15 protein-coding genes are annotated in these 26,690 nt (G+C 73.2%); 5 read left to right on the top strand and 10 right to left on the bottom strand.

What is annotated here, in order from left to right; all coding sequences use genetic code 11:
- Positions 1 to 69: 69 nt before the first annotated feature.
- On the top strand, positions 70 to 2,265 hold the full coding sequence (locus ACQZOG_RS03885) for a CDP-glycerol glycerophosphotransferase family protein (RefSeq protein ID WP_193469547.1): 2,196 nt from the start codon (positions 70 to 72) through the stop codon (positions 2,263 to 2,265).
- A complete protein-coding gene (locus ACQZOG_RS03880) occupies positions 2,265 to 3,941 on the top strand; it encodes a glycosyltransferase family 2 protein (RefSeq protein WP_359597255.1) in 1,677 nt (558 codons plus the stop codon). Before ACQZOG_RS03885 ends, ACQZOG_RS03880 begins: the two co-directional genes overlap by 1 nt.
- 551 nt (positions 3,942 to 4,492) lie before the next feature.
- On the opposite strand, the gene ACQZOG_RS03875 is transcribed toward ACQZOG_RS03880, so the two are convergent.
- The 4 genes from ACQZOG_RS03875 to ACQZOG_RS03860 all read right to left on the bottom strand — a co-directional run bounded on the left by ACQZOG_RS03875 (position 4,493) and on the right by ACQZOG_RS03860 (position 12,722).
- The gene (locus ACQZOG_RS03875; protein WP_380826237.1) at positions 4,493 to 6,013 is read right to left on the bottom strand and encodes a hypothetical protein; all 1,521 of its coding nucleotides are present in this window, start codon (positions 6,011 to 6,013) and stop codon (positions 4,493 to 4,495) included.
- Positions 6,014 to 6,142: 129 nt separating this feature from the next.
- Positions 6,143 to 11,092 (bottom strand): NAD-glutamate dehydrogenase, encoded by a 4,950-nt coding sequence (locus ACQZOG_RS03870; RefSeq protein ID WP_359597252.1) that lies wholly within the window; start codon positions 11,090 to 11,092, stop codon positions 6,143 to 6,145.
- A gap of 427 nt (positions 11,093 to 11,519) precedes the next feature.
- Positions 11,520 to 12,194 (bottom strand): HAD family hydrolase, encoded by a 675-nt coding sequence (locus ACQZOG_RS03865; protein WP_033277557.1) that lies wholly within the window; start codon positions 12,192 to 12,194, stop codon positions 11,520 to 11,522.
- A gap of 21 nt (positions 12,195 to 12,215) precedes the next feature.
- Complete coding sequence (locus tag ACQZOG_RS03860) at positions 12,216 to 12,722, bottom strand: DUF6912 family protein (RefSeq protein WP_033277558.1); 507 nt, start codon at positions 12,720 to 12,722, stop codon at positions 12,216 to 12,218.
- 1,089 nt (positions 12,723 to 13,811) lie between these two features.
- On the opposite strand from ACQZOG_RS03860, the gene ACQZOG_RS03855 reads away from it, so the two are divergent.
- Entirely contained in the window at positions 13,812 to 14,171 is a 360-nt protein-coding gene (locus tag ACQZOG_RS03855) for an Rv3235 family protein (protein ID WP_058916293.1), read from the top strand.
- An 85-nt stretch (positions 14,172 to 14,256) separates the two neighbouring features.
- Here the strand turns inward: ACQZOG_RS03855 and secA are convergent, their stop codons facing one another.
- Positions 14,257 to 17,097, bottom strand: coding sequence for a preprotein translocase subunit SecA (gene secA / locus ACQZOG_RS03850; RefSeq protein WP_033277559.1), 2,841 nt, complete (start codon positions 17,095 to 17,097; stop codon positions 14,257 to 14,259).
- Between the two features lie 278 nt (positions 17,098 to 17,375).
- Here secA and ACQZOG_RS03845 point away from each other — a divergent pair, with 278 nt between their 5' ends.
- Together ACQZOG_RS03845 and ACQZOG_RS03840 are read left to right on the top strand one after the other, a co-directional pair.
- Complete coding sequence (locus ACQZOG_RS03845; RefSeq protein WP_033277560.1) at positions 17,376 to 17,945, top strand: GNAT family N-acetyltransferase; 570 nt, start codon at positions 17,376 to 17,378, stop codon at positions 17,943 to 17,945.
- Positions 17,946 to 18,003: 58 nt separating this feature from the next.
- Complete coding sequence (locus tag ACQZOG_RS03840) at positions 18,004 to 19,191, top strand: winged helix-turn-helix domain-containing protein (protein WP_033277561.1); 1,188 nt, start codon at positions 18,004 to 18,006, stop codon at positions 19,189 to 19,191.
- 38 nt (positions 19,192 to 19,229) lie between these two features.
- On the opposite strand, the gene ACQZOG_RS03835 is transcribed toward ACQZOG_RS03840, so the two are convergent.
- The 5 genes from ACQZOG_RS03835 to mtrB form a co-directional block, all read right to left on the bottom strand.
- Entirely contained in the window at positions 19,230 to 19,976 is a 747-nt protein-coding gene (locus tag ACQZOG_RS03835) for a response regulator (RefSeq protein WP_006132445.1), read from the bottom strand.
- Positions 19,977 to 20,180: 204 nt separating this feature from the next.
- Positions 20,181 to 20,873, bottom strand: a complete 693-nt coding sequence (gene hpf / locus ACQZOG_RS03830) for a ribosome hibernation-promoting factor, HPF/YfiA family (protein ID WP_033277562.1) — start codon at positions 20,871 to 20,873, stop codon at positions 20,181 to 20,183.
- 313 nt (positions 20,874 to 21,186) lie between these two features.
- Positions 21,187 to 22,131, bottom strand: a complete 945-nt coding sequence (locus ACQZOG_RS03825; RefSeq protein WP_033277563.1) for a ComF family protein — start codon at positions 22,129 to 22,131, stop codon at positions 21,187 to 21,189.
- A gap of 604 nt (positions 22,132 to 22,735) precedes the next feature.
- A complete protein-coding gene (locus ACQZOG_RS03820) occupies positions 22,736 to 24,583 on the bottom strand; it encodes an LpqB family beta-propeller domain-containing protein (RefSeq protein ID WP_430741277.1) in 1,848 nt (615 codons plus the stop codon).
- The gene (gene mtrB, locus ACQZOG_RS03815; RefSeq protein ID WP_430741276.1) at positions 24,573 to 26,690 is read right to left on the bottom strand and encodes an MtrAB system histidine kinase MtrB; all 2,118 of its coding nucleotides are present in this window, start codon (positions 26,688 to 26,690) and stop codon (positions 24,573 to 24,575) included. The genes ACQZOG_RS03820 and mtrB overlap by 11 nt, the downstream gene beginning before the upstream one ends.

Here is a 26,690-nt window from a genome sequence, read left to right as displayed (position 1 = left end):
GGTGTCACTATGACTGGATAGCGACCGACGGGACCGTCCGCGCCGACGAGCAGCCGAAGGAGCCCCGTGATGCCCCAGCTCAGCGTCATCGTCCACGGGCCGAACACCCAGGACCACCTGACCGGCCTGCTCGACTCGCTCGTCGCCCACCCGCTGCCGGACGTGGAGGTCGTCGTCGCCGCCGTCGGCGACTGGGCCCGGGAGACGGCCGGGCTCCACGCCCCGCAGCTCCAGGTGGTCCCGCTGCCCGACGGCACCTCCGACGCGGCGGCGAGAGCGGCGGGGGCCGCGCGGGCCACCGGCCGCTGGCTGCACTTCGTCCGCGCCAAGGACGGCCTCCCGCCCGGCAGCCCCCGCACCGTCGCCGAACGCACCGCCGAACTGCCCGACGGCGTCGACGTCCTCCTCCTGGACCATCTGCGCAGCACCTGGCGCAGCTCCGCGCTCCCCTCGGCGGACGGCCCCCTCCTCGCCCGCGCCGGACGCACCGAGCCCGCCCTCGCCGACAGCGCCTACCTGCTGCGCCTCACCCCGCTGCTCGGCACGCGCGTGCTGCGCGCCGGCTTCTGGCGGGCCCACGAGGACCACCTCACCACCGACGACGAGCCCCGCGCCGCCCTCGCCGCCCTGCTGCTCGCCGGCCGCGTCTCCTGCCTGCCGCACATCGCCTACGAGGACCGGCGGCTGCGTCCCGCGAGCCTCCCGCCCGTCACCCCCGAGCAGCACCTCGCCGTCGTCGACCGCTACGAGGCCCTGCTCGACCTCGCCCAGGACCGGCCCGCCGTCCACACCGTGCTCTACGAGATCATGGTGCGCGACTGCCTGCGCACCTTCGCCCGCGGCGCCGTGCCCGAGCCGGCCGCCCGGGAGTTCTTCCTGCGGGCCGGATCCGCCGCCGTGCGCCGTCGCCCCGAGGGGTACCGCCGTCCCGGCGGCCCGGAGGGCGTGCGCCGCTCACTGCTGGAGGAGGGCGCCTACACCCGCTACCGCGCCTTCCAGGCCGCCAACCACGCCCGCCGTGCCGTGCGGTCCACGGTGCGCGCCGGACGGCGGCAGGCGGGCGCCCTGGTCCGCGACCACCAGTACCGCGCGGCGCTGCGCCGTCCCGTCGACCCGCACCTCGCGGTGTTCTCCGCCTACTGGAGCCGCGGCGTCGCCTGCAACCCGGCCGCGATCGCCGCGAAGCTTGCCGAGCTGGCCCCGCACGTCCACCCGGTGTGGGTGGTGACCGCGCGCAACGCGGCCCTGCTGCCGCCCGGCACCGACCACGTGGTCCCCGGCACCCGCCGCTACTGGGAGGCGCTCGCCACGGCGAAGTACCTCGTCAACAACGTCAACTTCCCGAACGCGGTGGTCAAACGCCCCGAAGCGGTGCATGTGCAGACCCATCACGGCACCCCGCTCAAGCGCATGGGCCTCGACCAGATGGCCTACCCGGCCGCCGCGCAGGGGCTGGACTTCGACGCCTTGCTGGAGCGCGTCGACAAGTGGGACTACAGCGTCTCCGCCAACAGCCACACCACCCGCATGTGGGAGCGTGCCTACCCCTCCCGGTACGTCTCCCTCGACCACGGCTATCCGCGCAACGACGTGTACTACACGGCCGGCGCCGACGAGGTGCGCGCGGTCCGCGAGCGGCTCGGCGTCGCCCCCGGCCGCCGGGCCGTCCTCTACGCGCCCACCCACCGCGACTACGAGGCCGGCTGGACCCCGCGCCTGGACCTCGCCGCGCTCGCCGACCGGCTCGGCGAGGACACCGTCCTGCTGGTGCGCGCCCACTACTTCTACGACTCCGGCCTCTCCCCGCTGGCCGGGCTGCGCCGCTCCGGACGCGTGATCGACGTGTCGTCGTACGACCCGGTCGAGGAGCTGTGCCTGGCCGCGGACGCGCTGGTCACGGACTACTCGTCGATCATGTTCGACTACGCCAACCTGGACCGCCCGATCGTGATCCACGCCGACGACTGGGAGACGTACCGCACCACGCGCGGGGTGTACTTCGACCTGATGGCCGAGGCGCCGGGGCCGGTCGCGCGCACCCAGGACGACCTGACCGAGATCCTCGCCGGCGACGCCTGGCGCGACGAGGGCGCGGCGAAGGCGCGGGCCGCGTTCCGCCGCCGGTTCTGCGAGTTCGACGACGGCCGGGCCGCCGAGCGGGTCGTGCGCCGGGTGTTCCTCGGCGAGGACGAGGGGTCCCTGCCCCCGGTGCTGCCGCCGGAGGAGCGCACCCCGGCGCCGGCCCCCCAGGAGGTGACCGCGTGATGTCCACGTCCCGGCTCCCCGACGTCACCGTCACGGTGATCGTGCACAACGACGCCGGACGGCTGCCCCGCGCCGTGCGGTCCGTGTGCCGCCAGACCCACCGCGATCTGGAGATCGTCATCAGCGACGACCACTCCACGGACGACACCCCGAGGGTGGCGCGGGAGCTGGCGGCCTCCGACCCGCGCGTGAGGTACCTGCGGCTGCCGGAGAACAGCGGCGGATGCAGCGCCCCGCGCAACCGTGCCCTGGAGATCGCCCGGGCGCCGTACCTGATGTTCCTCGACAGCGACGACGAGCTGCCGGAGGGGGCGGTCGCCGCCCTGCTGGCCGCGCACCGCGAGCGGGAGATCGACTTCGCGATGGGCGCGGTGCGCCGGATCCGGGTGGACACCGGGCGCCGCTCCACGTGGATGCCGCACCTGGTGGGCGAGCGCCGCACCCTGGACGGCATCGAGGACGACCCGCGGCTGTTTTTCGAGCACCTGGCGACCAGCAAGATGTACGCCCGCGCCTTCCTCGACCGGCACGCGCTGCGCTTCCCGGAGGGCATCCACTACGAGGACCAGCTCTTCTCCGCGCAGGCCTACTGCCTGGCGGAGCGGTTCACGATCGTCCCCGAGCCGGTCTACCTCTGGTACATAGCCCCCTACGTGAGCTCCGACGCCGCGTCCATATCCAACCAGCGGCACCTGATCGGCAACGTCCGCGACCGGATCCATGTGCAGCGGCTGATCGACGCGTTCCTGGCGGAGAGCGGGCACGAGGGGCTGCGCGAGGACAAGGACCACAAGTTCCTCAAGCACGACTTCCGGATGTACGCGGGCGACCTGCCGTACCGGGACGAGGAGTGGCTCGCCGCCTTCGCCGACGAGGTGAACCCGTACCTGGAGACGCTGGCCCCCGGCGCCTACGCGCGGCTGCCCCGCGCGGAGCGGGTGGTGCTCCAGCTGGTCCGTGACCGCCGCCTGCCGGAGGCCGCGCTCGCCGCGCGGGGGCTGGGGTACGGCGTCGCCCCGAGGCGGCTCGCCGCCGACGCGGACGGCCGGGTCTACTGGGGCGACCGTGTGCCGGACGGCGTGGGCGCCCGCCGCGAGCTGGACCTGACCGAGCTGGAGCCGGACACCCGCCCCTTCCCCGGCGCGCTGTTCCGGCACGAGATCACCGGGATCGCCCCTGTCCCCGGGGGCGGCGCCCGGGTGGACCTCACCGTGCGCACCTACGACCCGGCGCTGCGCCTCCCCGTCGGCCCGCAGCGGGCGAGCCTGGTGATCTCCCCGGGCCGGCGCCGCCTCACCGTGCCGTTCCGCCTGGACCCGGTGCGACCCGGCGTGTTCGAGGGGACGGTACGGCTGGACCTGGCCGGGGCGCGGCTGCCGCTGAGCGGGTTCTCAGGGGTCCGGCACCCGCTGGTCCGGCTCTCCGGCGGCGGCCAGAGCAACCAGGCGCTGCTGCTGGCGCCCCTGCGGTTCCCGCCGCTGACCGCCCGCGTCCCCTACCGCTCCGGCGCCGCCCCGCACCAGGTCACCGTCGAACCGGAGGGACACAACCCGGGCCGCCTCCAGGTCCGCTGGGAACCGGCCGGCGTCCCCGCCGCCCTCCGCCCGGTCACCACCCGCCTGATCCACCCGCGCCTGCGCCGGGCGGTCCACCTGGTGGCGGGCGCCGTCCGCTGAGGGCCGGCGTTCCCACCGCGCTGGCCACCGCCGGCCACCGCCGACCCCGCGGGCCACGCCCCGGCAGCCCACGGGCGAGCGACCCAGCCGTCCCTCGCCCACCGGCCGCACGGGGCCGTGCGCGGGTGGCGCAGCCGCCCTGCGCCGACCGTCCGCGTTCCACCGCCGCTCCGCCACCGGACCAGGACACCGTCCAAGCGGATCCACATCACCGTCCAACCGGATCCACACCCCGGCCCCGGCCGCACGCACCGGGCCGCGCACACCCGGTGATCGGCACCCCGCGCCGGCCTGTGCGGCCCCAGAGCCCCGGGGCCGCACCTCCCCGGGCCACCGTCCAGCCGGAAAGCCACCCCTCGGGAGGTCGCAGCCCACTCACCGGGGCCCTCCTCCCGCCGACCGCACGCACCGGGCACCCCGGGCGGGCACCGGCGCCGTACGACCGGCGACGGCGTGCCCTGCGCCGACCCCCACGCCCCGGGACGCCACAGCCGCCCGCACCGTCCATCCCGCCCGCCGGGCCCTGCGGCTGCCGGCGCACCCCGTCCGGCTCACGGCACCGCGTACAGCACCTCCCCGCGTGGTCCCCGGGCCACCGGACGCAGCGCGGGGTCGTCCAGTGCGCCGCGGCGGTCCAGCACCCAGCGCACCTCGTACTCCCGCTCGGTGCGCCGCCGCTCGGCCGGGGAGGTGCCCGTGGCGAAGTACGCCTCCGTGGCGGCCGTGCGGCGCTTCTCGTCGGCGAGGAAGAAGTCCGGGTAGCCGGGCGCGACCGTGTAGGGGCCGTAGGCGGGCACCTGACGGGCGACCCGGCCCTCGGCCATGACGACGTCGCCGTACCGCACCCAGCGGGTGATCCAGCCGTACCCCGGCCACGGCCGCCGGTACTTCTCCTCGACCGGGCCCGGCAGCGCGTCGGCCGGGACGACGTATCCGAGGGTGCCCGCCTGCGCCCAGGCACCGGCCAGCAGCGCCCCGGCGAGCAGCACGGCCCACACCGACCGCACCCGCCGCGACCCCGCCCCCACCACCGCGAGCGCCGCCGCGAGCTGCGCCGGGATCACCGCCGCCGGCAGGGCCCGCGCCCAGGAGTAGTGCCCGGTGACCCGGCCCGCCGCGACGGCCAGCACCCCCAGGGCGCAGAACACCACCAGCGGGTCCCGGTGGTCGCGCCGCCACCGCCCCACCAGCGCGGCCACCCCGAGCAGCACCAGCCCGAACCGCGCCGCCGGGTGCGCGTACAGCACCCGGTGCACCGTCTCCAGCCCGTCCGCGGCGTCCGCCAGCGCGAAGAAGTCGTAGTACGGCCACGCCCCCAGCACCAACACGCCCAGCAGCAGCGCACCGCCGAGCCGGGGCCACACCGCGCGCCCGGGACGCGTCGCGGCCACCGTGGCGGCCGCCCCGGCCGTGGCCACCACCCCGGAGAACTGGTGGCAGAGGAGGATCACCGCCCACAGCACGCCCAGCCCCAGCCACACCCCCCACCCGGCCGGCCGGCGCAGCGCCCCGCTCAGCCAGGTCCAGAAGTGGAAGGCAAGCCCCAGCGTGAAGGTGCTCGGGTACGCCGCCGTCAGGGCCAGCGAGTGCAGCCCGGTGAACCCGCTCCACAGCAGGGGCTCGGTGCCCCACAGGAACAGCAGGGACAGCAGCGCGAGCACGGGCGCGGCCGGGTGCGCGCTCAGCGTCCGCACGTACCGCCACACGCCCGTGACCAGCAGCGCCAGTCCGGCCGCCGCGGCGAGCCGCAGCACCACGAACACGTCCAGGCCGCTCGCCCTCGCCACACCGCCGAGCACCAGCGTCCACGGCGAGTAGTACGGGCTCGGGGTGTTCGCGTCGACCAGCGGGTTGCCGGGGGCGAGCGGGGCGTGCCGCAGCCGCTGCACGGTGGCCGCGTGGATGCCCAGGTCGCCCATCCACGGCAGCCGTACGACGACCAGGGTCAGCAGGAGGAGGACGAGCCCGGTGACGCCCATGGCCAGGACCCGGCCGACGGCGGCCGGGCGGAGCCCGGAGCGGCGCGTACCGGTCTCCCCGGACACCCCGGACGGCGAGGATCGGACAGTCACAGGGGAGCCCTATCCCGTCACGGGGCCGTCCCCACGGGTCCGCCGCGGATTCCCGCCCAACGCACCACAACGCGCGAGGGGCGCCCCGGACCGTGACGGTCCCGGACGCCCCTCGACGGGTCCGGTGCGCTACGAGTTCCTGAGCAGCGTGCGCATGGTCCGCATGGCCACCGACAGGTTGGCCAGGTCGAACGCGTCGGAGTTGTGGATCTCCTCCAGCGTGGTGCGGGCCCGGCCCAGCAGCGCCGCGTTCTTCTGCTCCCACAGCGCGAACCGCTGCTCCGGCGTCGACGTGCCGTCGCCCTCCGCGAGCACGTCCGCGGTGACCGCCGCGTGCGCCGCGTACAGGTCCTCGCGGATGGCCGCGCGGGCCATGGACTGCCACCGGTCCGCGCGCGGCAGCTCGATGATCCGGTCCATCAGCTGGGTGATCCGCAGCCGGTCGGCGAGGTCGTAGTACACCTCGGCGACGTCCAGCGGCTCCCGGCCCATCCGGTCGGCCACCGACACGATGTCGAGCGTCGGGAAGGCGGAGGAGAACCCGGCGACCCGGGTGGCCAGCTCGTCCGGGACGCCGGCCCCGGTGAGCTCGTCGTGGATCTTCCCGTACCAGTCCTGGTCCTCGCCGCGCAGCAGCTTCGGCAGCTGCGACCAGACCAGCTCCACCCGCTCGGCGAAGAAAGACACCGTCTCCTCGAGCTGCAGCGGCTGCGGCCGGTTGTTCAGCAGCCAGCGCGTGCCGCGCTCCACCAGACGGCGCGAGTGCAGCCGGATCCGGGTCTGGGTGGCGGCGTCGACCTTGGTGTCGAGCGCCTCCACGCCGTCCCACACCACCGAGGAGCGGAAGATCGCGCGGGCCGCGGTCTGCGCCCGGACGATCTCCTCCAGCGACGCCCCGGTCTCCTCGCGCATCCGGTGCAGATAGGTGGTGCCGCCGGTGTTGACCGTGTCGTTGACCAGCACGGTCGTGGTGATCTCACGGCGCAGCGGGTGGCTGTCGATGTGCTCCCCGAACTGCTCGCGCAGCGCGGTCGGGAAGTACGCGTGCAGCAGACCCTTCAGGTACGGGTCGTCGGGCAGCGAGGTGTGCATCAGCTCGTCGGCGACGGTGATCTTCGTGTACGCCAGCAGCACCGCCGTCTCCGGCCCGGTCAGACCCTGCCCGGTGGCGAGCCGTTCGCGGATCTGCCGGTCGGTGGGCAGGAACTCCAGCGCCCGGTCCAGGTGGCCCTCGCGCACCAGGTGCTTCAGGAAGCGCTGCTGGGCGTGGATCATGTCCTTGGACTGGGCGAGCGCGTTGGCGATGGCGGTGTTCTGCGCGTAGTTGTTGCGCAGCACCAGGCGGCCGACCTCGTCGGTCATCTCGGCGAGCAGCTTGTTGCGCTGCTTCACCGTCATGTCGCCTTCCTTGACCAGGCCGTTCAGCAGGATCTTGATGTTCACCTCGTGGTCGGAGGTGTCCACGCCCGCGCTGTTGTCGATGGCGTCGGTGTTGATCCGGCCGCCGTGCAGCGCGAACTCGATCCGGCCGAGCTGGGTCATGCCCAGGTTGCCGCCCTCGCCGACGACGGAGACCCGCAGGTCCTTGCCGTCGACGCGGATCGCGTCGTTGCTCTTGTCGCCGACGTCCGCGTCGGACTCGGTGGACGCCTTGACGTAGGTGCCGATGCCACCGTTCCACAGCAGGTCGACCGGCGCCCTGAGGATGGCCTTCATCAGGTCGGCCGGGGTCATCTTGGAGATCTTCTCCTCGATGCCCAGCGCCTCACAGATGTGGCTGTTGATCTGGATCGACTTCGCTGTGCGCGGGAAGACGCCGCCGCCGGCGGAGATCAGCTCCGTGTCGTAGTCGGCCCAGCTGGAACGCGGCAGCTCGAACAGCCGGCGGCGCTCGGCGTACCCGGTGGCCGCGTCCGGGTTCGGGTCGATGAAGATGTGCCGGTGGTCGAAGGCCGCGACCAGGCGGATGTGCTCGCTGAGCAGCATGCCGTTGCCGAACACGTCGCCGGACATGTCGCCGATGCCGACGACCGTGAAGTCCTCGCTCTGGGTGTCCACGCCCAGCTCGCGGAAGTGCCGCTTGACGGACTCCCAGGCGCCGCGGGCGGTGATGCCCATGCCCTTGTGGTCGTAGCCGGCCGAACCGCCGGAGGCGAAGGCGTCCCCGAGCCAGAAGTTGTAGCTCTCGGCGACCTCGTTGGCGATGTCGGAGAAGGTCGCGGTGCCCTTGTCGGCGGCGACGACCAGGTAGGTGTCGTCCTCGTCGTGCCGGACGACGTCCGCCGGCGGCACGACCTCGCCGCCCACCATGTTGTCGGTGATGTCGAGCAGCGCCGAGATGAAGGTCTTGTAGCTGGCGATGCCCTCGGCCATCCACGCGTCGCGGTCGACGGCCGGGTCGGGCAGCTGCTTGGCGACGAAGCCGCCCTTGGCGCCGACCGGCACGATGACGGTGTTCTTCACCATCTGCGCCTTGACCAGGCCGAGGATCTCGGTGCGGAAGTCCTCACGCCGGTCGGACCAGCGCAGACCGCCGCGCGCGACCTTGCCGAAGCGCAGGTGCACGCCCTCCACCCGCGGCGAGTACACCCAGATCTCGAACGCCGGGCGCGGTGCGGGCAGGTCCGGGATGGCCTGCGGGTCGAACTTCATGGAGACGTAGTCGTGCGGCTCGCCGCCGCTCGCCTCCTGGAAGAAGTTGGTGCGCAGCGTCGCCTTGATGACGGTGAGGAAGGAGCGCAGGATGCGGTCCTCGTCGAGGCTGGCGACCTGGTCGAGGGCGGCGTCGAGCTCCTCCAGCAGGGCGTCCACCAGCTCGTACCCGGCGCGCTGCCGGTCGGGCGACATCCGCGCCTCGAACAGGGAGACCAGCAGCCGGGTGGTGTGGACGTTGTGGCGGAGGGTGTCCTCCATGTAGTCCTGGCTGAAGGTGGAGCCGGCCTGGCGCAGGTACTTGGCGTACGCGCGCAGCACCATCGCCTGACGCCAGGTGAGCCCGGCGCTCAGCACGAGGGCGTTGAAGCCGTCGTTCTCCGCCTTGCCGGTCCAGGTCGCCGCGAAGGTGTCCTGGAAACGCTCGCGGGCGTCGTCGCCGAGGTGGTCCACCCCGCCGCCGGGCGCCTGCGGCATGCGCAGCCCGAAGTCGTAGATGTAGGCGACGCTGCGGTCGTCGCACCGCAGTTCGTACGGCCGTTCGTCGATGACCTCGACGCCGAGGCGCTGCAGCACGGGCAGCACCGCGGACAGGGAGACGGCCTCGCCGGTGCGGTAGATCTTGAAACGGCGCTCGTCGGGCGCCGCGCCCACCGGCTCGTACAGGCTGAGCGCGAAGTCGCGCTGCTCGCCCAGCTCCTCCAGGCGCGCCAGGTCGGCCACGGCGCCGCGCGGGGTGTGGTCGGCCTTGTAGCCCTCGGGGAAGGCGCCCGCGTAGCGGCGCAGCAGCTCGGCGGCGCGCTCCTCGCCGAACTCGGTGGTCAGGGCCTCGGAGAAGCCGTCGGACCAGGAGCGGGCGGCCTCGGCCAGCCGGGACTCGATGCGCTCCTTGTCGCTGTCGGACAGGGGGCGCAGCTCGGTGCCCTGCGGGACGCGGACGACGAAGTGCAGCCGGGACAGGACCGACTCGGTGTTCCACGCGGTGAAGTCGACGCTGACGCCGCCGAGCTCCTCCTTGAGGATGTCGATGATCCGCAGCCGCACCGCGGTGGTGTAGCGGTCGCGCGGCAGGTAGACGAGGGCGGAGTAGTAGCGCCCGTACTCGTCCTGGCGCAGGTACAGCCGCAGCCGGCGGCGCTCCTGGAGGTAGAGCACCGAGGTGGCGATGGACTGCAGTTCCTCGACCGGGGTCTGGAACAGCTCGTCGCGCGGGTAGGTCTCCAGGATCTGGAGCAGGTCGCGCCCGTCGTGGCTGTGCGGGGAGAAGCCGGCCCGCTCCAGGACGTCCTCGACCTTGCGGCGGATCACGGGCACCCGGCGCACGGACTCGGTGTAGGCGGCGGAGGAGAACAGTCCGAGGAAGCGGCGCTCGCCGACGACGTTGCCGTCGGCGTCGAACTTCTTCACGCCGATGTAGTCCAGGTAGGACGGCCGGTGCACGGTGGCGCGGCTGTTGGCCTTGGTGAGGATCAGGAGCTTGTGCTCGCGGGCCTTGGCGCGGGCGTCGGCGGGCAGCCGCTCGAAGGACGGGCTGACCGGGTGGTCCTCGTCGGCCGCGTGGTGCGGGTCGGAGCGCAGGATGCCGAGGCCGGTGCCGGGCACGGCGGCCAGCGAGTCGTCGGAGCGCAGCTCGTACTCGCGGTAGCCGAGGAAGGTGAAGTGGTCGTCGGCGAGCCAGTGGAGCAGCTCGCGGGCCTCCTCGACCTGCAGCGGGGGCAGGTCGGAGGGGACGGGCTCGTCGGGCAGCGCGTCGGCCAGCGAGGTGGCGGCCTGGCGCATCTTGCCCCAGTCCTCGACGGCCTCGCGGACGTCGGAGAGGATGCGCAGCAGATCGGCGGTGATCTGCTTGAGGTCGCCGCGGTCGGTCTCGCGGTCGATCTCCACGTGGATCCAGGACTCGACGTGCGCGTCGTGCGGCAGGTCGCGGGCGTCCTGCGGGAGGTCGCCGGCCACCCCGTCGGAGAGGACCTCGATCAGCTTGCCGGTGACATCCCGGCGGACCACGAACTGCGGGTGGATCACGACGTGGATGCCGCGGCCCTGGCGGGTCAGCTCGTTGGTGACGGAGTCGACGAGGAAGGGCATGTCGTCGGTGACGACCTCGACGACGGAGTGGCTGCAGGTCCAGCCGTTCTCCTCGACGGTCGGTGTGTGCACCCGGACGTTCGCCGTGCCCTGCGGCCGGTTCTCGGCGAGCCGGCGGTGCGAGACGGCGGCCCCGAAGATGTCGACCGGGTCGCGGTCGGTGAGGTCTTCCGGGGCGGTGTGCAGGTAGTAGCGCTGGAGGAACGCGAGGACGGCATCCCGGTCGGGTGTGTCCCCCTCCGCGGTCCCAGTCGGCAGTTTCCCCCCGGCCGGGCTGTTCTCAGCTACCCGGGCGGCCCGATCGAGCAGCTCGGCCTTGGCTTCGTCCAGCTTGGTCTGCATGGTCCTCTGGCTCCTGTCGCGCGCCGTTGCGTGACGTAGAAGGAAGTACGGTCTCCGACCCTGAGGTGCGGCGGTACGACACGGGGTGTCCGGTCTGTGCCGACGGTATGCCGCAAGGTGAGAGGAGCGGGGGCTTCTCGGCGGAATTGAGTGCGTCCGACGGGTGTGACGTGGCTCTCCGTGACGTCGGCCCCCCTGGGGTGCGCCGCGTCCCGTGCCGCCCGCGAGGATCAGCGGTCGCCACCCGGTCACGGATGTCCTCCGTGGTCGCCGGGCGCACAGCGGGGACGCCACGGTCCCCGCGAGCTATCGCGCTGATCACGCTGCCTAGGCTATCGCTCTCCGGAGGGGCCCCGTCATGAGCCGTATGTGTACAAAACCGGGGGGCGAACTTTGACGTTTCGCACAGTGCGCCGGGCTCCTCGGATCAGGCGGAGACCGCCAGGCGCTCCGCCTGCGCCACGGCCTCGCTCAGGCTGTCGACCACCGGAACCCCGACCGCCTCCAGGCCGGCCCGGCCGTGCGAGCCGCCGGTCCACAGCACGGCGTGCGCGCCCACGTGGAGCGCGGCCAGCGCGTCGTCGGCCGCGTCGCCGATGACCACCGTGCGCCGAGGGTCCACCGTGCCGCGCAGGGCGTCCAGGTGGCGCACCATGTGCTCCGCCTTGCTGCCGCCGGAGGGGCCGGTGCGGCCGTCGACGCGTATGAAGTGGGAGGAGATCCCGAAGTCCTCCACCAGCGGGACGAGCTCCTCGTGCCCGTACATGCTGAGGATCGACTGGCTGCGGCCCGCCGCGACCCACCCCGTGAGCAGGTCCTCCACGCCGTCGGCGAGACCGCAGCGCACGCGGTGCTCGGTGTAGTGGCGGTGGAAGACGGCGTCCATGACCTCCCACTCGGCCTGGCTGGGCAGCCGGCCCATCAGCCGCTCGTAGAAGCGCGGCACCGGCACGCAGTACAGCTCCCGGTACCGCTCCAGCGTGATGGGCGCGAGGCCCAGCTCGGCGAAGGCCGCGTTCGTCGCCCCGATGACCGCGTCGACGTCGTGGAAGAGCGTGCCGTTCCAGTCCCAGACGATGTGCGCGTCCGTGTGCGTCCCCATGCGGAAAACCTACCCGGGCCGTCAGCCGACGAGCTGCGGGACCTCCTGCGTCGCGAACCACAGCAGCTCGTGGTCCTCCGCGCCGTCCACGACGAACCGCGCGTCGTCGTCACCCTTGTCCGCCGCGTCCAGCGCCTGCGCGGCGGCCGCGACGTCCTCCTCGGCGTCCTCCGCGTCCACGTGCACGGCGGCCGCCTTCGCCAGCCGTACGGGCCCGGCGAGGCGCACCTCGCCCGGCGCGTCCGGGTCCGGGCCCTTGCCGGGTCCGGCGGAGGCGGCGCCGTCGGCCACGTCCACGGCGACCACGACCCGGCGGCGGGGCGCGGCGGGGTCGGCGGCCAGGAGACGCAGGGAGGCCAGCGCGGCGCGGCCGAGCGCGGCGTACTCCAGCTCCTCGACGTCGTCGGAGACGTACCACTCGCGCAGTGCGGGCGTCACGGCGTACGCGGTGAGCGGCCCGTCGCCCAGCTGCCCCGTCCTGTGCGCCTCGGCGAGCCCGGGCAGGGTGAGGGGGACGTAGACGCGCATGGTCGGCCGCTTTCGTCAGCTCGGGTCACTTCTCCGGCAAGGTCTCAGAATACGTCGAGCCCGTCCCCCTTCGAGTCCTCGCGCCCCCCTCCGGGGCCGTCACCCTGAGTCCGGGGATTCACCCGCCCGACCCGCTTGAACAGAGGCTCGTCACGACGACGACCACCCGGATAAGTGAACTTCCCACCCCGTCCCACGCGCCCCTGCCCTTCCTTGCCCCGCCCCCGCACGGCCCCATACAAGATCCACGTCACGAAGTTACTGCCCGGTACCCGGCTCCCCCGCCGGCCCGGCCTTCAGAACGGGGCCCTCGTGCACAAGGTCATGAGCAGAACACCCCGCCGCTCCCCCGCGGCGATCCCCCCACGCGTCCCCACGGCGGGCGCCTCCGTGTCCCCCTCCCCGGGCGCGGGCCGCCCCCGAGGGGCCTCCCCCCGCCGCACGCGCCCCACGGACAACCGCCCGACGGGCCGGGCCCAGGTGCGCGGCGGCCGCACCGGCTCGGGGCCGGCCGCGCCGGCCGCCGCGCCGCCCGAGCACCTCGGCGAGGCGCCCGCAGACGCGGCACCCCGCCCGGCCCCGGATCCGGGAACTTCTACGGTGGCGCCGTCTGTGCGCACCCCGGCCGACGCCGGCCGAAGGCCGGACGGCACGACGTGGGACAGCCGGGGCGGCTCCACGGGCACGCCGCCCGTGCGCGTGAACGGGGCGCCCGCTGGCACGGCCGTGGGCGCACCCGGCCGGAGGACCGATGGCACGGCGGCCGGCATCGGCACCCGAGTGCCGTCAGGCACACGGCACCGGAGGCCGGGCGGCCTGCCCGCGAACCCGGGCGCGGCGCCCGTCGGCGCGCCCGCCGATCACGGCCGGCATGCGGGCGGCACACCGCCCGAGGTCCCGCGCAGGGCGGAGGGCGGCGCGGGCACCGCGGCCGGCAGCGGCACCCGAGTGCCGTCAGGCACACGGCACCGGAGGCCGGGCGGCTCGCCCGCGAACCCGGGCGCGGCGCCCGTCGGCGCGCCCGCCGACCACGGCCGGCATGCGGGCGGCACACCGCCCGAGGTCCCGCGCAGGGCGGAGGGCGGCGCCGTGTCCGCGCGACCGGGCGGGGTGCTCCGGGGCGTACCCCAGCCCCGTCCCACCGACCGGTTCGCCGAACTGCTCGTCGCCGTGCTCAGCGGCCAGCGCCCCGTGCACGCCATGCTGCGGCACAGTGCCGGGCAGGCCTACGACGAGCTGATCCGGCTCGCCGAGCGCGGGCCCCTGCGGACGCGTGGGGCGCGGCCCGTCGTGCGGGACATCGGATGGTTCGTGCCGCGGGAGGGCGCCATCGAGGCGTTCGCGCGGATCGGCGCCGGGGACAGGCTCCGCGCCATGGCGTTCCGGCTGGAGCGCGGCCGGGACCTCCGCTGGCGCTGCACCGCCGTTGAGCTGGGCGGCCCCCGCTGACGACCACATACGACGGCCGGGGCCGGACACCCTCAGGTGCCCGGCCCCGGCCGACCGTGCCGTGTGCGCCGTCGGTGCGGCGACGTCACTTCTTGCGGCGACGCCCGCCCCGCGCCTGCTTCCGCCGCTCCGCGCGGGTCAGGCCGTCCGCGGACGAGCGCACCGGCTCCTCGTCGGTCGCCAGCTCGCCCTCGACGGTGCCGCCCTCACCGTCCACCGTGGGAGCGGAGAAGTGGAGGTTCCGCCGCTGCGGGGCGTCCAGCCCCTTCGCGCGGATCTCCGGCCGCGCCTGCGCCGGCACCGCGTCCTGCTTCTCCAGGTCGGCGGTCGGCTTGACGTCCTCGACCGGCACCTCCTCGACCTGCTGCTCGACCTGGACCTCCAGGTTGAACAGGTAGCCGACGGACTCCTCCTTGATGCCGTCCATCATCGCGCTGAACATGTCGAAGCCCTCGCGCTGGTACTCGACCAGCGGGTCCTTCTGGGCCATCGCGCGCAGGCCGATGCCCTCCTGGAGGTAGTCCATCTCGTAGAGGTGCTCGCGCCACTTGCGGTCCAGCACCGACAGCACGACCCGCCGCTCCAGCTCACGCATGATCTCGGAGCCGAGCTGCGTCTCGCGCGCCTCGTACTGGGCGCGGATGTCGTCCTTGATGGACTCGGAGATGAACTCGGCGGTCAGACCGGCGCGGTCGCCGGCCGCCTCCTCCAGCTCCTCGACGGTGACGCTCACCGGGTAGAGCTGCTTGAACGCGCCCCACAGCCGGTCCAGGTCCCAGTCCTCGGGGAAGCCCTCGGCGGTCTCCGCCTGGACGTACGCGTCGATGGTGTCGTCCATGAAGTGGTGGATCTGCTCCTGCAGGTCCTCGCCCTCCAGGACGCGGCGGCGCTCGCCGTAGATGACCTCGCGCTGCCGGTTGAGCACCTCGTCGTACTTCAGGACGTTCTTACGCGTCTCGAAGTTCTGCGTCTCCACCTGCGACTGCGCGGACGCGATCGCACGGGTGACCATCTTGTTCTCGATCGGCACGTCGTCCGGCACGTTCGCCATGGACATCACGCGCTCGACCATCTGCGCCTTGAACAGCCGCATCAGGTCGTCGCCGAGCGACAGGTAGAAGCGGGACTCGCCCGGGTCGCCCTGACGGCCGGAACGACCGCGCAGCTGGTTGTCGATACGCCGCGACTCGTGCCGCTCCGTGCCCAGCACGTAGAGGCCGCCGAGCTTCTCGACCTCTTCCTTCTCGGCCTTCACGGCCTCCTCGGCGCGCGCCAGCGCCTCCGGCAGGGCCGCGGCCCACTCCTCGATGTGCTCCTCAGGGTCGAGCCCGCGCTGCCGCAGCTCCGCCTCCGCGAGGTCCTCGGGGTTGCCGCCGAGCTTGATGTCCGTACCACGGCCGGCCATGTTCGTGGCGACCGTGACGGCGCCGCGGCGGCCGGCCTGGGCGACGATCTGCGCCTCACGCTCGTGGTGCTTGGCGTTCAGCACCTCGTGCTGGATGCCCCGCTTGCTGAGCTGCTGCGACAGGTACTCGGACTTCTCGACCGAGGTGGTGCCGACGAGGATCGGCTGGCCCTTGCGGTGCTTCTCCTCGATGTCGTCGACGACCGCCTCGAACTTGGCGACCTCGGTGCGGTAGATCAGGTCCGACTGGTCCTTGCGGACCATCGGCCGGTTGGTCGGGATGGGCACCACGCCGAGCTTGTAGATCTGGTGGAACTCGGCGGCCTCGGTCATCGCCGTACCGGTCATGCCGGACAGACCCGGCAGTTCCTTGCCGTTGTGGTCGTGGCGCTTGTAGAGGCGGAAGAAGTTCTGCAGCGTGATCGTGGCGAGCGTCTGGTTCTCGTCCTTGATCGGCACGCCCTCCTTGGCCTCGATGGCCTGGTGCATGCCCTCGTTGTACCGGCGGCCGGCGAGGATACGTCCGGTGTGCTCGTCGACGATCATGACCTCGTCGTCGATGATGACGTAGTCCTTGTCCTTCTTGAACAGTTCCTTCGCCTTGATGGCGTTGTTCAGGTAGCCCACCAGCGGCGTGTTCACCGACTCGTACAGGTTGTCGATGCCGAGCCAGTCCTCGACCTTGGCGACGCCGGACTCGTGGATGGCGACCGTGCGCTTCTTCTCGTCGACGTCGTAGTCGCCGGTCTCCTCGATGCCCTTGAGCGGCTGGCCGGCCTCACCGCGCTTGAGGCGCTTCACCAGCTTGGCGAAGTCGCCGTACCACTTGGTGGCCTGGTCGGCGGGGCCCGAGATGATCAGCGGCGTACGGGCCTCGTCGATGAGGATCGAGTCGACCTCGTCGACGATGGCGAAGTTGTGGCCGCGCTGCACCAGCTCGTCCTTCGACCACGCCATGTTGTCGCGCAGGTAGTCGAAGCCGAACTCGTTGTTCGTGCCGTAGGTGATGTCGCACGCGTACTGGGCGCGGCGCTGGGCCGGCGTCATGTTGGCGAGGATGCAGCCGACCTCGAGGCCCAGGAAGCGGTGGACGCGGCCCATCATCTCCGAGTCACGCTCGGCCAGGTAGTCGTTCACCGTGATGATGTGGACGCCGTCGCCGGACAGGGCGTTCAGGTACGCGGGAAGCGTGCCGACGAGGGTCTTGCCCTCACCGGTCTTCATTTCCGCCACGTAACCCATGTGCAGGGCCGCGCCGCCCATGATCTGGACGTCGTAGTGGCGCTGGCCCAGCACGCGCCGGGCGGCTTCGCGCACCGTGGCGAAGGCCTCGGGCAGCAGGTCGTCCAGGCTCTCACCGTCGGTGTAGCGCTGCTTGTACTCATCGGTGAGGGCCCGCAGCTCGGCGTCGGAGAGGCCTTCGAAGTCCTCTTCGATGGAGTTGACCTGGTCCGCGATGCGGTGCAGCTTGCGCAGGATTTTGCCTTCGCCTGCACGCATGATCTTCGAGAGGACGGACACGGGGGTTGGTCTCCTTGCCGGTCGGGCCTGGGACGGTCGGTTTCCGTTTCACTGACTGAGCAACGGCCATCGTATGCGAGGACCCCGTCACGCCGGGAGGCCTGCCGGGGCGGTGACCGTCCGCCGCAGCCGAACCGTGGCACGGCTGCTACACGGACAACGTCCCGGGCGCCCGGATGGTGCCGCACGCCTACGGCGAATCGCACGCAGGGTGATCATCGGTTCACCGCCACTCAAAGGGATGGCGCCCGCCGCCGCGACGTGCGCAGAATCGCCCGATGGAACCCGTCACGCTCACCACCGACCGTCTGCTGCTGCGCGCCGTCGGCCCGGAGGACACCGACACCGTGTACCGGATCTGCCAGGACCCGGACATCCAGCGGTGGACCACGATCCCTTCGCCGTACCTTCCCGAGCACGCGCGCGGTTTCACGGAGCAGCTCGTTCCGGACGGCTGGGCGAACGGCACGATGTTCACCTTCGGTGTCTTCCTGCCCGCCGGGGAGCTGACGGGCATGCTCGGCGTCACGATGCGGTCGTTCGCGACGGGCGAGGTCGGCTTCTGGAGCGCCAAGGAGCACCGCGGCAACGGCTACATCACCGAGGCCACCGTGGCCGCGTGCCGCTGGGCCTTCACACGGATGTCCGTCGACCGCATGGAGTGGCGCGCCGAGGTCGGCAACACGGCCTCCCGCGCGGTCGCCGAACGGGCCGGCTTCAGGATCGAGGGCGTGCTGCGCTCCTCGCTCGTCAACAAGGGGGTGCTGCGGGACGGCTGGGTGGGCTCCCTGCTCCCCTCCGACCTGGGCCTTCCGTCCACCACTCCGTACGTGCCCGCCCGCGGCTGACGTCCGTTCCGTGCGGGCGCCCCGCGGTTGTCAGTGGGGCCCTCTAGGGTGCGGACCTATGACGACCCTGCCGCGTCCGACCACGGAACTCTCGGCCGACGAGGCCCGCCGCATCGCCCTGCGGGCCCAGGGACTCCTCGGCGCCCCCGACCGCCGCGCCGGTGTGCGCGGCGTCCTGCGCCACCTCGGCGCGGTGCAGCTCGACACGATCTCCGTCCTCGCCCGCTCGCACGAGCTGATCCCGTACGCCCGTCTCGGCGCGGTGGGCCGCCGCGCGGTGGAGGAGGCGTACTGGAAGCAGGGCGACCAGCCCGCGCACACGTTCGAGTACTGGTCGCACGCCGCGTGCATCCTCCCCGTCGAGGAGTGGCCGCACTTCGCCTTCCGCCGCCGCGCCTACCGCGCCCGCCCGCACTGGAACCACGAACTGCCCGACGGCGTGTACGACCAGGTCGTCAAGCAGCTGCGCACCGAAGGCCCGCTCACCGCCACCGAGTTGGGCGGCGCGAAGCGCACCAGCGAGTGGTGGGACTGGTCCGGCACCAAGGTCGCCGTGGAGCGCGCCCTGATGTACGGCGAGGTGGTGTGCGTGGAACGGCGCGGCTGGAAGCGGGTCTACGACCTGGCCGAGCGGGCCGTGCCGGCCGCGCTGCTGGCCGAGGAGCCCTCGGACGAGGAGTGCCTGCGCCGCCTGGTGGGGCTGGCCGGGCGGGCGCTGGGCGTGGGCACCCGCGCGGACATCGCGGACTACCACCGGCTGAAGGGTGAGCAGGTCGAGGCGGTGATCGCCGACTCGGGTCTGGTGCCCGTCACGGTCGAGGGCTGGTCCAAGCCGGCCTGGGCGGACCCGGAGGCGCTGGCCACACCGCCGCGCGGGCGGCACCGCACGACACTGCTGTCCCCGTTCGACTCCCTGATCTGGGAGCGGGCGCGCACGGAGCGGATCTTCGGCTTCACCCACCGCCTGGAGGCGTACGTCCCCAAACCCAAGCGCGTCCACGGTTACTTCGCGATGCCGGTGCTGGCGGGCGGACGGCTGGTGGGCCGCGTGGACCCGGCGCGCGAGGGCGGCACGCTGGTCGCCAAGCAGGTCACGCTGGACGGCATCAAAGCGGTGCCGCAGGTGGCGCAGGCGCTGGTGGAGGCGGCGGGCTGGGTGGGCTGCACGGACGTCCGCGTGGAGCGGGTGGACGCGCCGGAGCTGCGCGAGCCGCTGACGGCGGAGCTGGCCCGGCTGCTCGGCTGAGCTGACGGGGCGGGGCGGCGGATCGCGGGACCGACGGGTCAGCGGATCTCGAGGATCTTCTCCCGCATCGCGTAGACCACGGCCTCCATCCGGGAGTGCAGCTGGAGCTTCTCCAGGATGTTGCGCACGTGGTTCTTCACGGTGTTCTCGGAGATGAACAACTCCTTGGCGATGTCCCGGTTGTTCATCCCCGTGGCGACGAGTTTGAGGACCTCCAGCTCGCGGTCCGTCAGCCGGGGCGCGGGGACGAGCCGGCGCTCGTCGGTGCGCTGGATCATCGACTTGAACTCGGTGAGCAGCTTCGACGCCATGGAAGGGCTGATCTGCGACTGCCCGTCGGCGACGGCGCGGATGGCGGTGGCGACCTCGTCGGTGGAGATCTCCTTGAGCAGGTAGCCGGTGGCGCCCGCCTTGATGGCGTCGTAGAGGTCGGCCTCCTCGTCGCTGATCGTCAGCATGATGATCTTGGCGCTGGGGGCGACCTCCTTGATGGAGGTGCAGGCCTCGATGCCGCCCCGCTTGGGCATCCGCACGTCCATCAGGACGATGTCGGGCAGCAGGTCCGCTGCCTTCTCCACGGCCTCGGCGCCGTCACCGGCCTCGCCGACGACCTGGATGTCCTCCTCGGCGGCCAGCACGATCTCCAGACCGCGGCGGAACAGCGCGTGGTCGTCCACCACCAGGACTCTGATCGGCTCCTTGCGCGGAGTGTCCGCGTCCGGGCCCATGCCGACGACGCCGTCGTCGGCATCCTCGTCCCGCATCGGTCCGAAGCTGTCCGCCATCGCGTTCCTCCCCCTGAAGGCTGTGGCCTGTGGTCCTGACCATCGCCAACCCAAGGCAACGGCCCACCGGTTGGGCCGCTGCCGCCATGATTCCATGCCGCACCGTCACCGGGGTGCCGGTGGGGACACCGGGCGGTGGCACGCCGGTGCCCCTGGGGGCGCACACGCGCACCAGGGGCACCTGCTGTGCTGTCGCCCGGCGGGTCAGCCGCCGAGGGTTCCGCCCGCCTCGGGGGAGTTGTTCTCGGTGACCATCGTGTCGGTCCGGAGGTGGATCACGCCGTAGTCGTAGGCGTGGCGCCGGTAGACGACGCTGGGCTCCTTGGTCTCGGAGTCGACGAAGAGGTAGAAGTCGTGCCCGACCAACTCCATCTCGTAGAGCGCCTGGTCGAGGGTCATGGGGGCGGCCACGTGGGTCTTCTCGCGGACGACCAGCGGCCCGTCGCCCTGGACCTCCAGGGAACCGACCTTCTTGGTGGGGACCGCCTGCTCCTCCTCCGGCGCGGTGACCGCGCCGGACCCGTTGAGGGTGGCCACGCCGGGCACGTGGTCGGGGACCTCGGCGGCGGGGATCCTGCGCGAGCCGCGCCGTGAGAAACGCTTGTCGTGCTGCTTGCGCAGCCGGGCGTCGAGCTTCTCCGCTGCCAGGTCGAGCGCCGCGTAGGGGTCGCTCGCCGCCGCCTCCGCCCGGATCACCGGGCCGCGGGAGCGGAGCGTGATCTCCACCCGGTCGCAGCGGTCGGCCTGTCGGGGGTTGGGCTCCTTGGACACCTCGACGTCGAGGCTCATCACCTTGCCATCGAGCTTCTGGATCTTCTCCAGGTTCAGCTTCTCGGCCACGTGCTTCCGGAACCGCTCGGGCACCTCGGTCTTGCGGCCCTTGACGACGATGTCCACGCAGAACTCCGTTCCCGGATCACTCCGCTTCGCTGCGGATGTGTCTCCCTTTTGCACCAGGCTCCGGTGTCGTCCGGAGCCTCGGACTCGGTGACGTCCACCTCCTCCCCCCGGCGCGAGATCTCCAGTCCACCGGTGCGGGTGAAGTCGATAAGGCCCGCACCGCCGCATTCCGATCAGAGGGGTGTGGCCTGCGGCTTTCCCTCACAACCGAACATATCTCGCGCGGACGGATGGCGTCACCCTCTACCGCGACGTACCTCCATTCAGGGGAATTAACCCTCTGATTACCTGCAACGACGTAAGTTCTCAGTCAGTTTCGGTGTATTCCGAACGCATCCGGCGACGCCGCCACGACGGCCGCGCACACCACGCCGGGCGTCCCGCCGGCGCGTGTCCCGCGCGCCTCCTTCACCGTCCGGCCGGGCTGCCGGTCCGCTCCGCTCCACGCCTGTGGCGGTGTCCTCCGTTGTTCTGACCCTTCCCATGTCTCACCCAGGTACACGAATGCGGGCCGCGAATTGCTCGACGCTTCCCGGCCCATTACGGCCGGTTCCGTTTCCGGGCCGGGCGGCCCTTGTGCGGCCGTGACCGCGCGTGCCGCCTCGGCGAGGGTCGCCCCGGTCGTCATGAGGTCGTCGACCAGCACGACCCGGCCCCGGCGCAACAGCCGGGCACAGCCGGGCGCCACCGCGAGGGCGCCGGCGACGTTGGCCAGCCGCTGCCTCGAGCCGAGTCCCGACTGGTCGGCCACCGGCCGCCGTTGCCGCAGCGCGGCGAGTACCGCTGCGGGTACCCCCGAGCGCCGCAGCTCACCCGCCGCCGCGTACGCGATCCGCCGCGCCGGGTCGTGCCCGCGCGCCCGCACGGCCCGCCGGGCGGACGGCACGGGAACGAGCAGTACGGGGGTGCTTGCCGCCCTGCCCGTGCCGTCACGGCTGCCGGGCCGCGGGCGGGCCGCCGGAGCTCCCAGTCCCGCCCGCACGGCGCCCGCGAGGGCCTCGCCCAGGGGCCGGGCGAGGGCCAGGGCGCCGCGCTCCTTGTGGGCGAGCAGCGCGGCGCGCACCTCGTCGGCGTAGGGGGCGGCCGCGTGCACGGGCGGCAGTCCGCGGGGCTCGGGCGCCGGCCGCACCCGGCGTGGCTCCCTGTCGCTCAGCGCCGCACGGCACCGGTCGCAGAGCACGGCGCGGGGCCTGCCGCATCCGCCGCACTCGGCCGGAAGCACCAGGTCGGTGAGGTCCCGCCACCAGCTCCGCATGGGCTCACTGTGCCAACGCCCCGGTCACCCGGCCACCCCTGTGGACAACCGTGTGACCAGCGCCGGAACCACTCGAACACCGGAGCGAGACCCTTGAAACGGCCGGCCCGGGACCGCGCTCGACCCGGCCCCATCGGCCCCGGACCCGCTCACCCCGGGCCCGCCCGCGCCGAACCCGCTCGAACGCCGAAGCGAGACCCCCCGAACCAGCCGGCCCGGAGCCGCGCTCATCCCAGACCCGCTCACCCCGGGCCCGCCCGCACCGAACCCGCTCGAACGCCGAAGCGAGACCCCTGAAGCAGCCGGCCCGGGACCGCGCACACCCCGGACCGATCGCCCCGAACCCACCCGTTCCGGGCCCGCCCGTCCCGTACCCGCCCGCGCCGAGCCCGCTCGAACGCCGAAGCAAGACCCCTGAACCAGCCGGCCCGGAGCCGCGCTCATCCCGAACCGCCCGCCGCGGACCCGCTCACTCCGGACCCGCCGGCCCCGGACCCGCTCACTCCGGACCCGCCCGCCCCGGACCGGCACGGCCCGCACCCGCTCACCCCGGACCGCTCACCCCGGACCCGCGCGCCGGACCGGCGACCCAACCCGCGCCCGCTCAGCCCGGATAGACCGGCGCCTTCCCCTCCGTCACGTCCGCCACCTTCTGCCACTGCGCCCCCGACGGCAGCCGCACGATGCCGTCCACCGAGAACGCCACCAGCGGCGCGTTGTCGTCCCCGGCGGCGGTCAGCGCCTTCACGCCGGTCAGCGCGGCGGGCGGCGGCACGTCCGGGGTGGAGCCGTCGACCTCGACGTACTTCATCTGCTCCACGCCCTCGTGCTCGCGGCCGACGACCACGAGCCGGCTGTCCCCGGCCCACGACATGGCGGTGACCTGCTCCAGCTCGGGGGTGGCCGAGCGCAGCTCCACCACGGTGACCGTGGGCTGCTCGCCCGACCCTGCCTCGTCCGGGCCGCTGCGCTCGATCCGTCCGACGAGCAGCGACCGCTGGTCGCCGTTCTCGACGACGAGGGCGATCCGCACCCCGTCGGCGGCCACCCGCACCGACTGGATCCGGCCCTCCAGGCCGGGCGTGCGTACCTGCAGCGGCTGTCCCGCGCCTTCCTCCAGCAGGTAGAGGCCGGGGCGGGCGGGGTTGCGGTCGGCGATCCACAGGCCGCCCTGGGCGTCCCAGCTCGGCGGGGTCAGCCGGTCCTGCTCGGTCTTGCCCTGGCTGCGCAGCACCGGCTCGCCGAGGGTGGCGCCCTGCGCCAGCGCGGAGACGAACAGGTCCTGGCCGTTCAGGCCGACACCGGCCGCGGTGCGCTCGTCCCGAGCGACCGCCACGGACCGCAGGCGCTGCCCGCCCTGGCCGAGCGCGCCGGGCGCCGGTTCGGCGTCGGGGCTGCGGCTGCCGGCGGCGACCCGGACGAGCTTGTCCTTCCCGTCGAGGTAGTACAGGTGGTCGGGCTGGTTGAGCGCGCCCCGGGTGGCCACGGTCTCGGCGCCGTCCTGGGTGAGGGAGCACAGCTGACCGCCGTCGGCCCGCAGTTCGACCTCCTCCACCGCGGGGCTGAGGTCGCGCAGCGTGAACAGCAGCTGGGCGGCCATCTCCTCGCAGCGGCCGGTGCCGATGTCGGCCGCCCGGTCGTTGAGCGGCACGGTGAGCTTGCCGCGGTCGTCCGGGGTGAGCGGTCCCGTGCCCTTCCGTAGCTGGGTGCCGGTCGGGAAACTCGAGCGGACGACGGGGTCGAGCCAGTTCGTCGGACCGGTGAGCAGCGAGCGCACCATCCGCGTCGTGGGGTCGACGTGCCGGCGCACGTACACGGGGTCGGCGACGGCCATCGGCAGCGACGCCCCGTTCACGTCCACGTTCGCGGCGAAGTAGTACTTGTTGAAGGACGTGTAGTTGCGCTGGAAGTCCGACTTGCCCATGACGACGCCCTGCGGCACCGCGTCGATGCGCCACTGGCCGCTCTTGTCGTCCTTCACCAGCCGCACCAGCTCGCTGTAGTGGCCGGAGGAGGGAGCGTACGCCTGCTGCGCGTCCACGGTGGCGAACTTGGTGCCGGTCAGCGTGTACGTGAGGGCGGTGCTGTCCTCGCGGGGCTCCCGGTCGGCGCGGGCGCCGGGCCCGTCGGAGAGCACCGTGGTCGACTGCTCGGGACGCCAGTACTTGGACGCCTCGGGCGTCAGGTACTGGCGCGCGGTCTTGTAGTCGGCGTCGTCGCTGGTCAGCGCCTCCAGGAAGCCCTGGACGATCTGGGTGGGGGTGGCGTCGTCGCTCGGCGGCATGGCGTACACCCGCACCTGCGAGTCCTGGCGCGGTGTGGACTCCACCCCGCGCAGGTCGCCGCTGTCCGGCATCGAGGCGCACCCGGCCAGCAGGACCGCCCCGCAGGCGGCGTACACCGCCGCCCTGGCCGGTGTCCCCCACCCGCGCCTCACACGCTCACCGCCCACGCGTCGCCTCCCCGTCCTTCTCCGCACCGCGCGGTGCGCCGTCCCCGCCCTCGTCTGCGGCCGTCGGCCGGTCCGCGCCGCCCGGAGGAGCCTCGTCCGTCCCGCCGTTCACGCCGGGCGCCGTGCCCGGCGCCATCCGCGTGCTGCCCGAGCGGGCCACCACGCGCGCGCCGCTGCCCGGCAGGGCGGTGGGATCGGCCGTGGGCGCCGAGGCGCCGGGCCTGCGGCCCAGCGGGTCGCGGGCGGACTGCGCCGGGTCGTCGGCGCCCGGCCGGCCCACCGGCACCGTGGCGCGCTTCTCGCCGTCTCCGCCGCGCGGCAGTCCCGCGTCGTCGAGGCCGCGGTTGCGCCGCGAGTCCTTGGGTTCCAGGGGTATCGGGGATCCGCGCAGCGGCTCGTCCGCCGTCCTGGGCAGCGTCAGCCGGAACTGCGAGCCGCCGCCCGGCTCGCCCCACGCCTGGAGCCAGCCGCCGTGCAGCCGGGCGTCCTCCAGGGCGATGGAGAGCCCCAGGCCCGTGCCGCCGGTGGTGCGGGCGCGGGCCGGGTCGGCGCGCCAGAAGCGGCTGAACACGCGCGTGGCCTCGCCGGGCTTGAGGCCGACGCCGTAGTCGCGCACGGCGACGGCCACGGCGCCGCCCGCGGCGGCCAGCTTGACCACGACGTCCTTGCCCTCGCCGTGCTCGACGGCGTTGACGACCAGGTTGCGCAGCACCCGCTCCACGCGTCGCGCGTCGGCCTCGGCGACCACGGGCTGCTGGTCGCCGACGATCTTGATGACGGTGCCCTTGCGCTCGGCGAGCGGCTCCGCGCCGGTCACCACGCGCCGCACCACCTCGCGCAGGTCGATCGGCTCCGCCTCCAGGGCGGCCGCGCCCGCGTCGAAGCGGCTGATCTCCAGCAGGTCGGCGAGCAGCGACTCGAACCGGTCGAGCTGGTCGGCGAGCAGTTCGGCCGACCGCGCGGTGACGGGGTCGAAGTCCTCGCGGGCCTCGTGGATGACGTCGGCGGCCATCCGCACGGTGGTCAGCGGGGTGCGCAGCTCGTGCGACACGTCCGACACGAACCGGCGCTGCATCCGCGACAGGTCCTCGAGCTGGCTGATCTTGAGCTGGAGGTTCTGCGCCATCTTGTTGAAGGCCTCGCCGAGGCGGGCGATGTCGTCCTCGCCGGTGACCTTCATGCGTTCCTGGAGCCGCCCCGCGGACAGCCGTTCGGCGATCCCGGCGGCCATCCGGACCGGCGTGACCACCTGCCGCACCACGAGCCAGGCGATCGCCCCGAGCAGCACGACCACGAACAGCCCGGCAGTCGCCAGGGTGCCCTTGACCAGGCTCAGCGACTTCTCCTCCTGGGTGAGCGGGAAGAGGTAGTACAGCTGGTACGGGTCGCCGTTGGGGTCGTTGACCTGCTTGCCGATGACGAGGGCCGGCTGGGACTCCTTGTCCTTCTCGGCGAAGACGATGCGCGTGTAGCTCTGCGCGGCCCCGGTGCTGGTGTCGATGCGCTCGCGCAGCGCCGCGGGGACGCTCGCGGCCGGGTTGACCCCGCCGGAGGCGCGCGGTCCGCGCCCGCTGCCGCTGTCGCCGCCGGAGGGCAGGGTCACCACGTCGAAGGCGCCCTGGCCGCCGCTGGACAGCGAGGCGACGAGGTCGCTCATCCACTGGATGACGCTCTGCGAGGGGCGGCCGTCGGGTGCCGGGCCCTCCTCGTCGGTGACGCTCCCGGCCTGCTCGGCCTGCTGCTTGGCAACGGCGAAACCGCCCGTGGCCTGACTCTGCGACGCCTTCACCTTGGCGTCGAGCAGGCCGTTGCGCACCTGGCCGATGACGACGAAGCCGAGCAGCAGCACGACGCCCAGCGACATCAGCAGCGTCGTGACGACGACCTTGAGCTGGATGTTGCGCCGCCACAGCCGCATGACGGGCAGCAGCGGACGCCGCACCCAGCGCATGACCAGGCGGACGACCGGGCTTCCCTGGACCCCGCCCTGGAGCAGGTCGCCGTCGAAGAGGTGGCGCCAGCGGGAAGCCGCCGTCCCCCGGCCGACAGGCCGCCCCGGACGGCCCCCGGACCGGCCGGGCGCCGAAGCGGCACTGTCACCGGACAT

It is taken from the genome of Streptomyces sp. P13-3-3 (assembly GCF_050571355.1).
GTDB classification, from domain to species: domain Bacteria; phylum Actinomycetota; class Actinomycetes; order Streptomycetales; family Streptomycetaceae; genus Streptomyces; species Streptomyces althioticus.
This window is presented reverse-complemented; position numbering and strand designations above follow the sequence as displayed.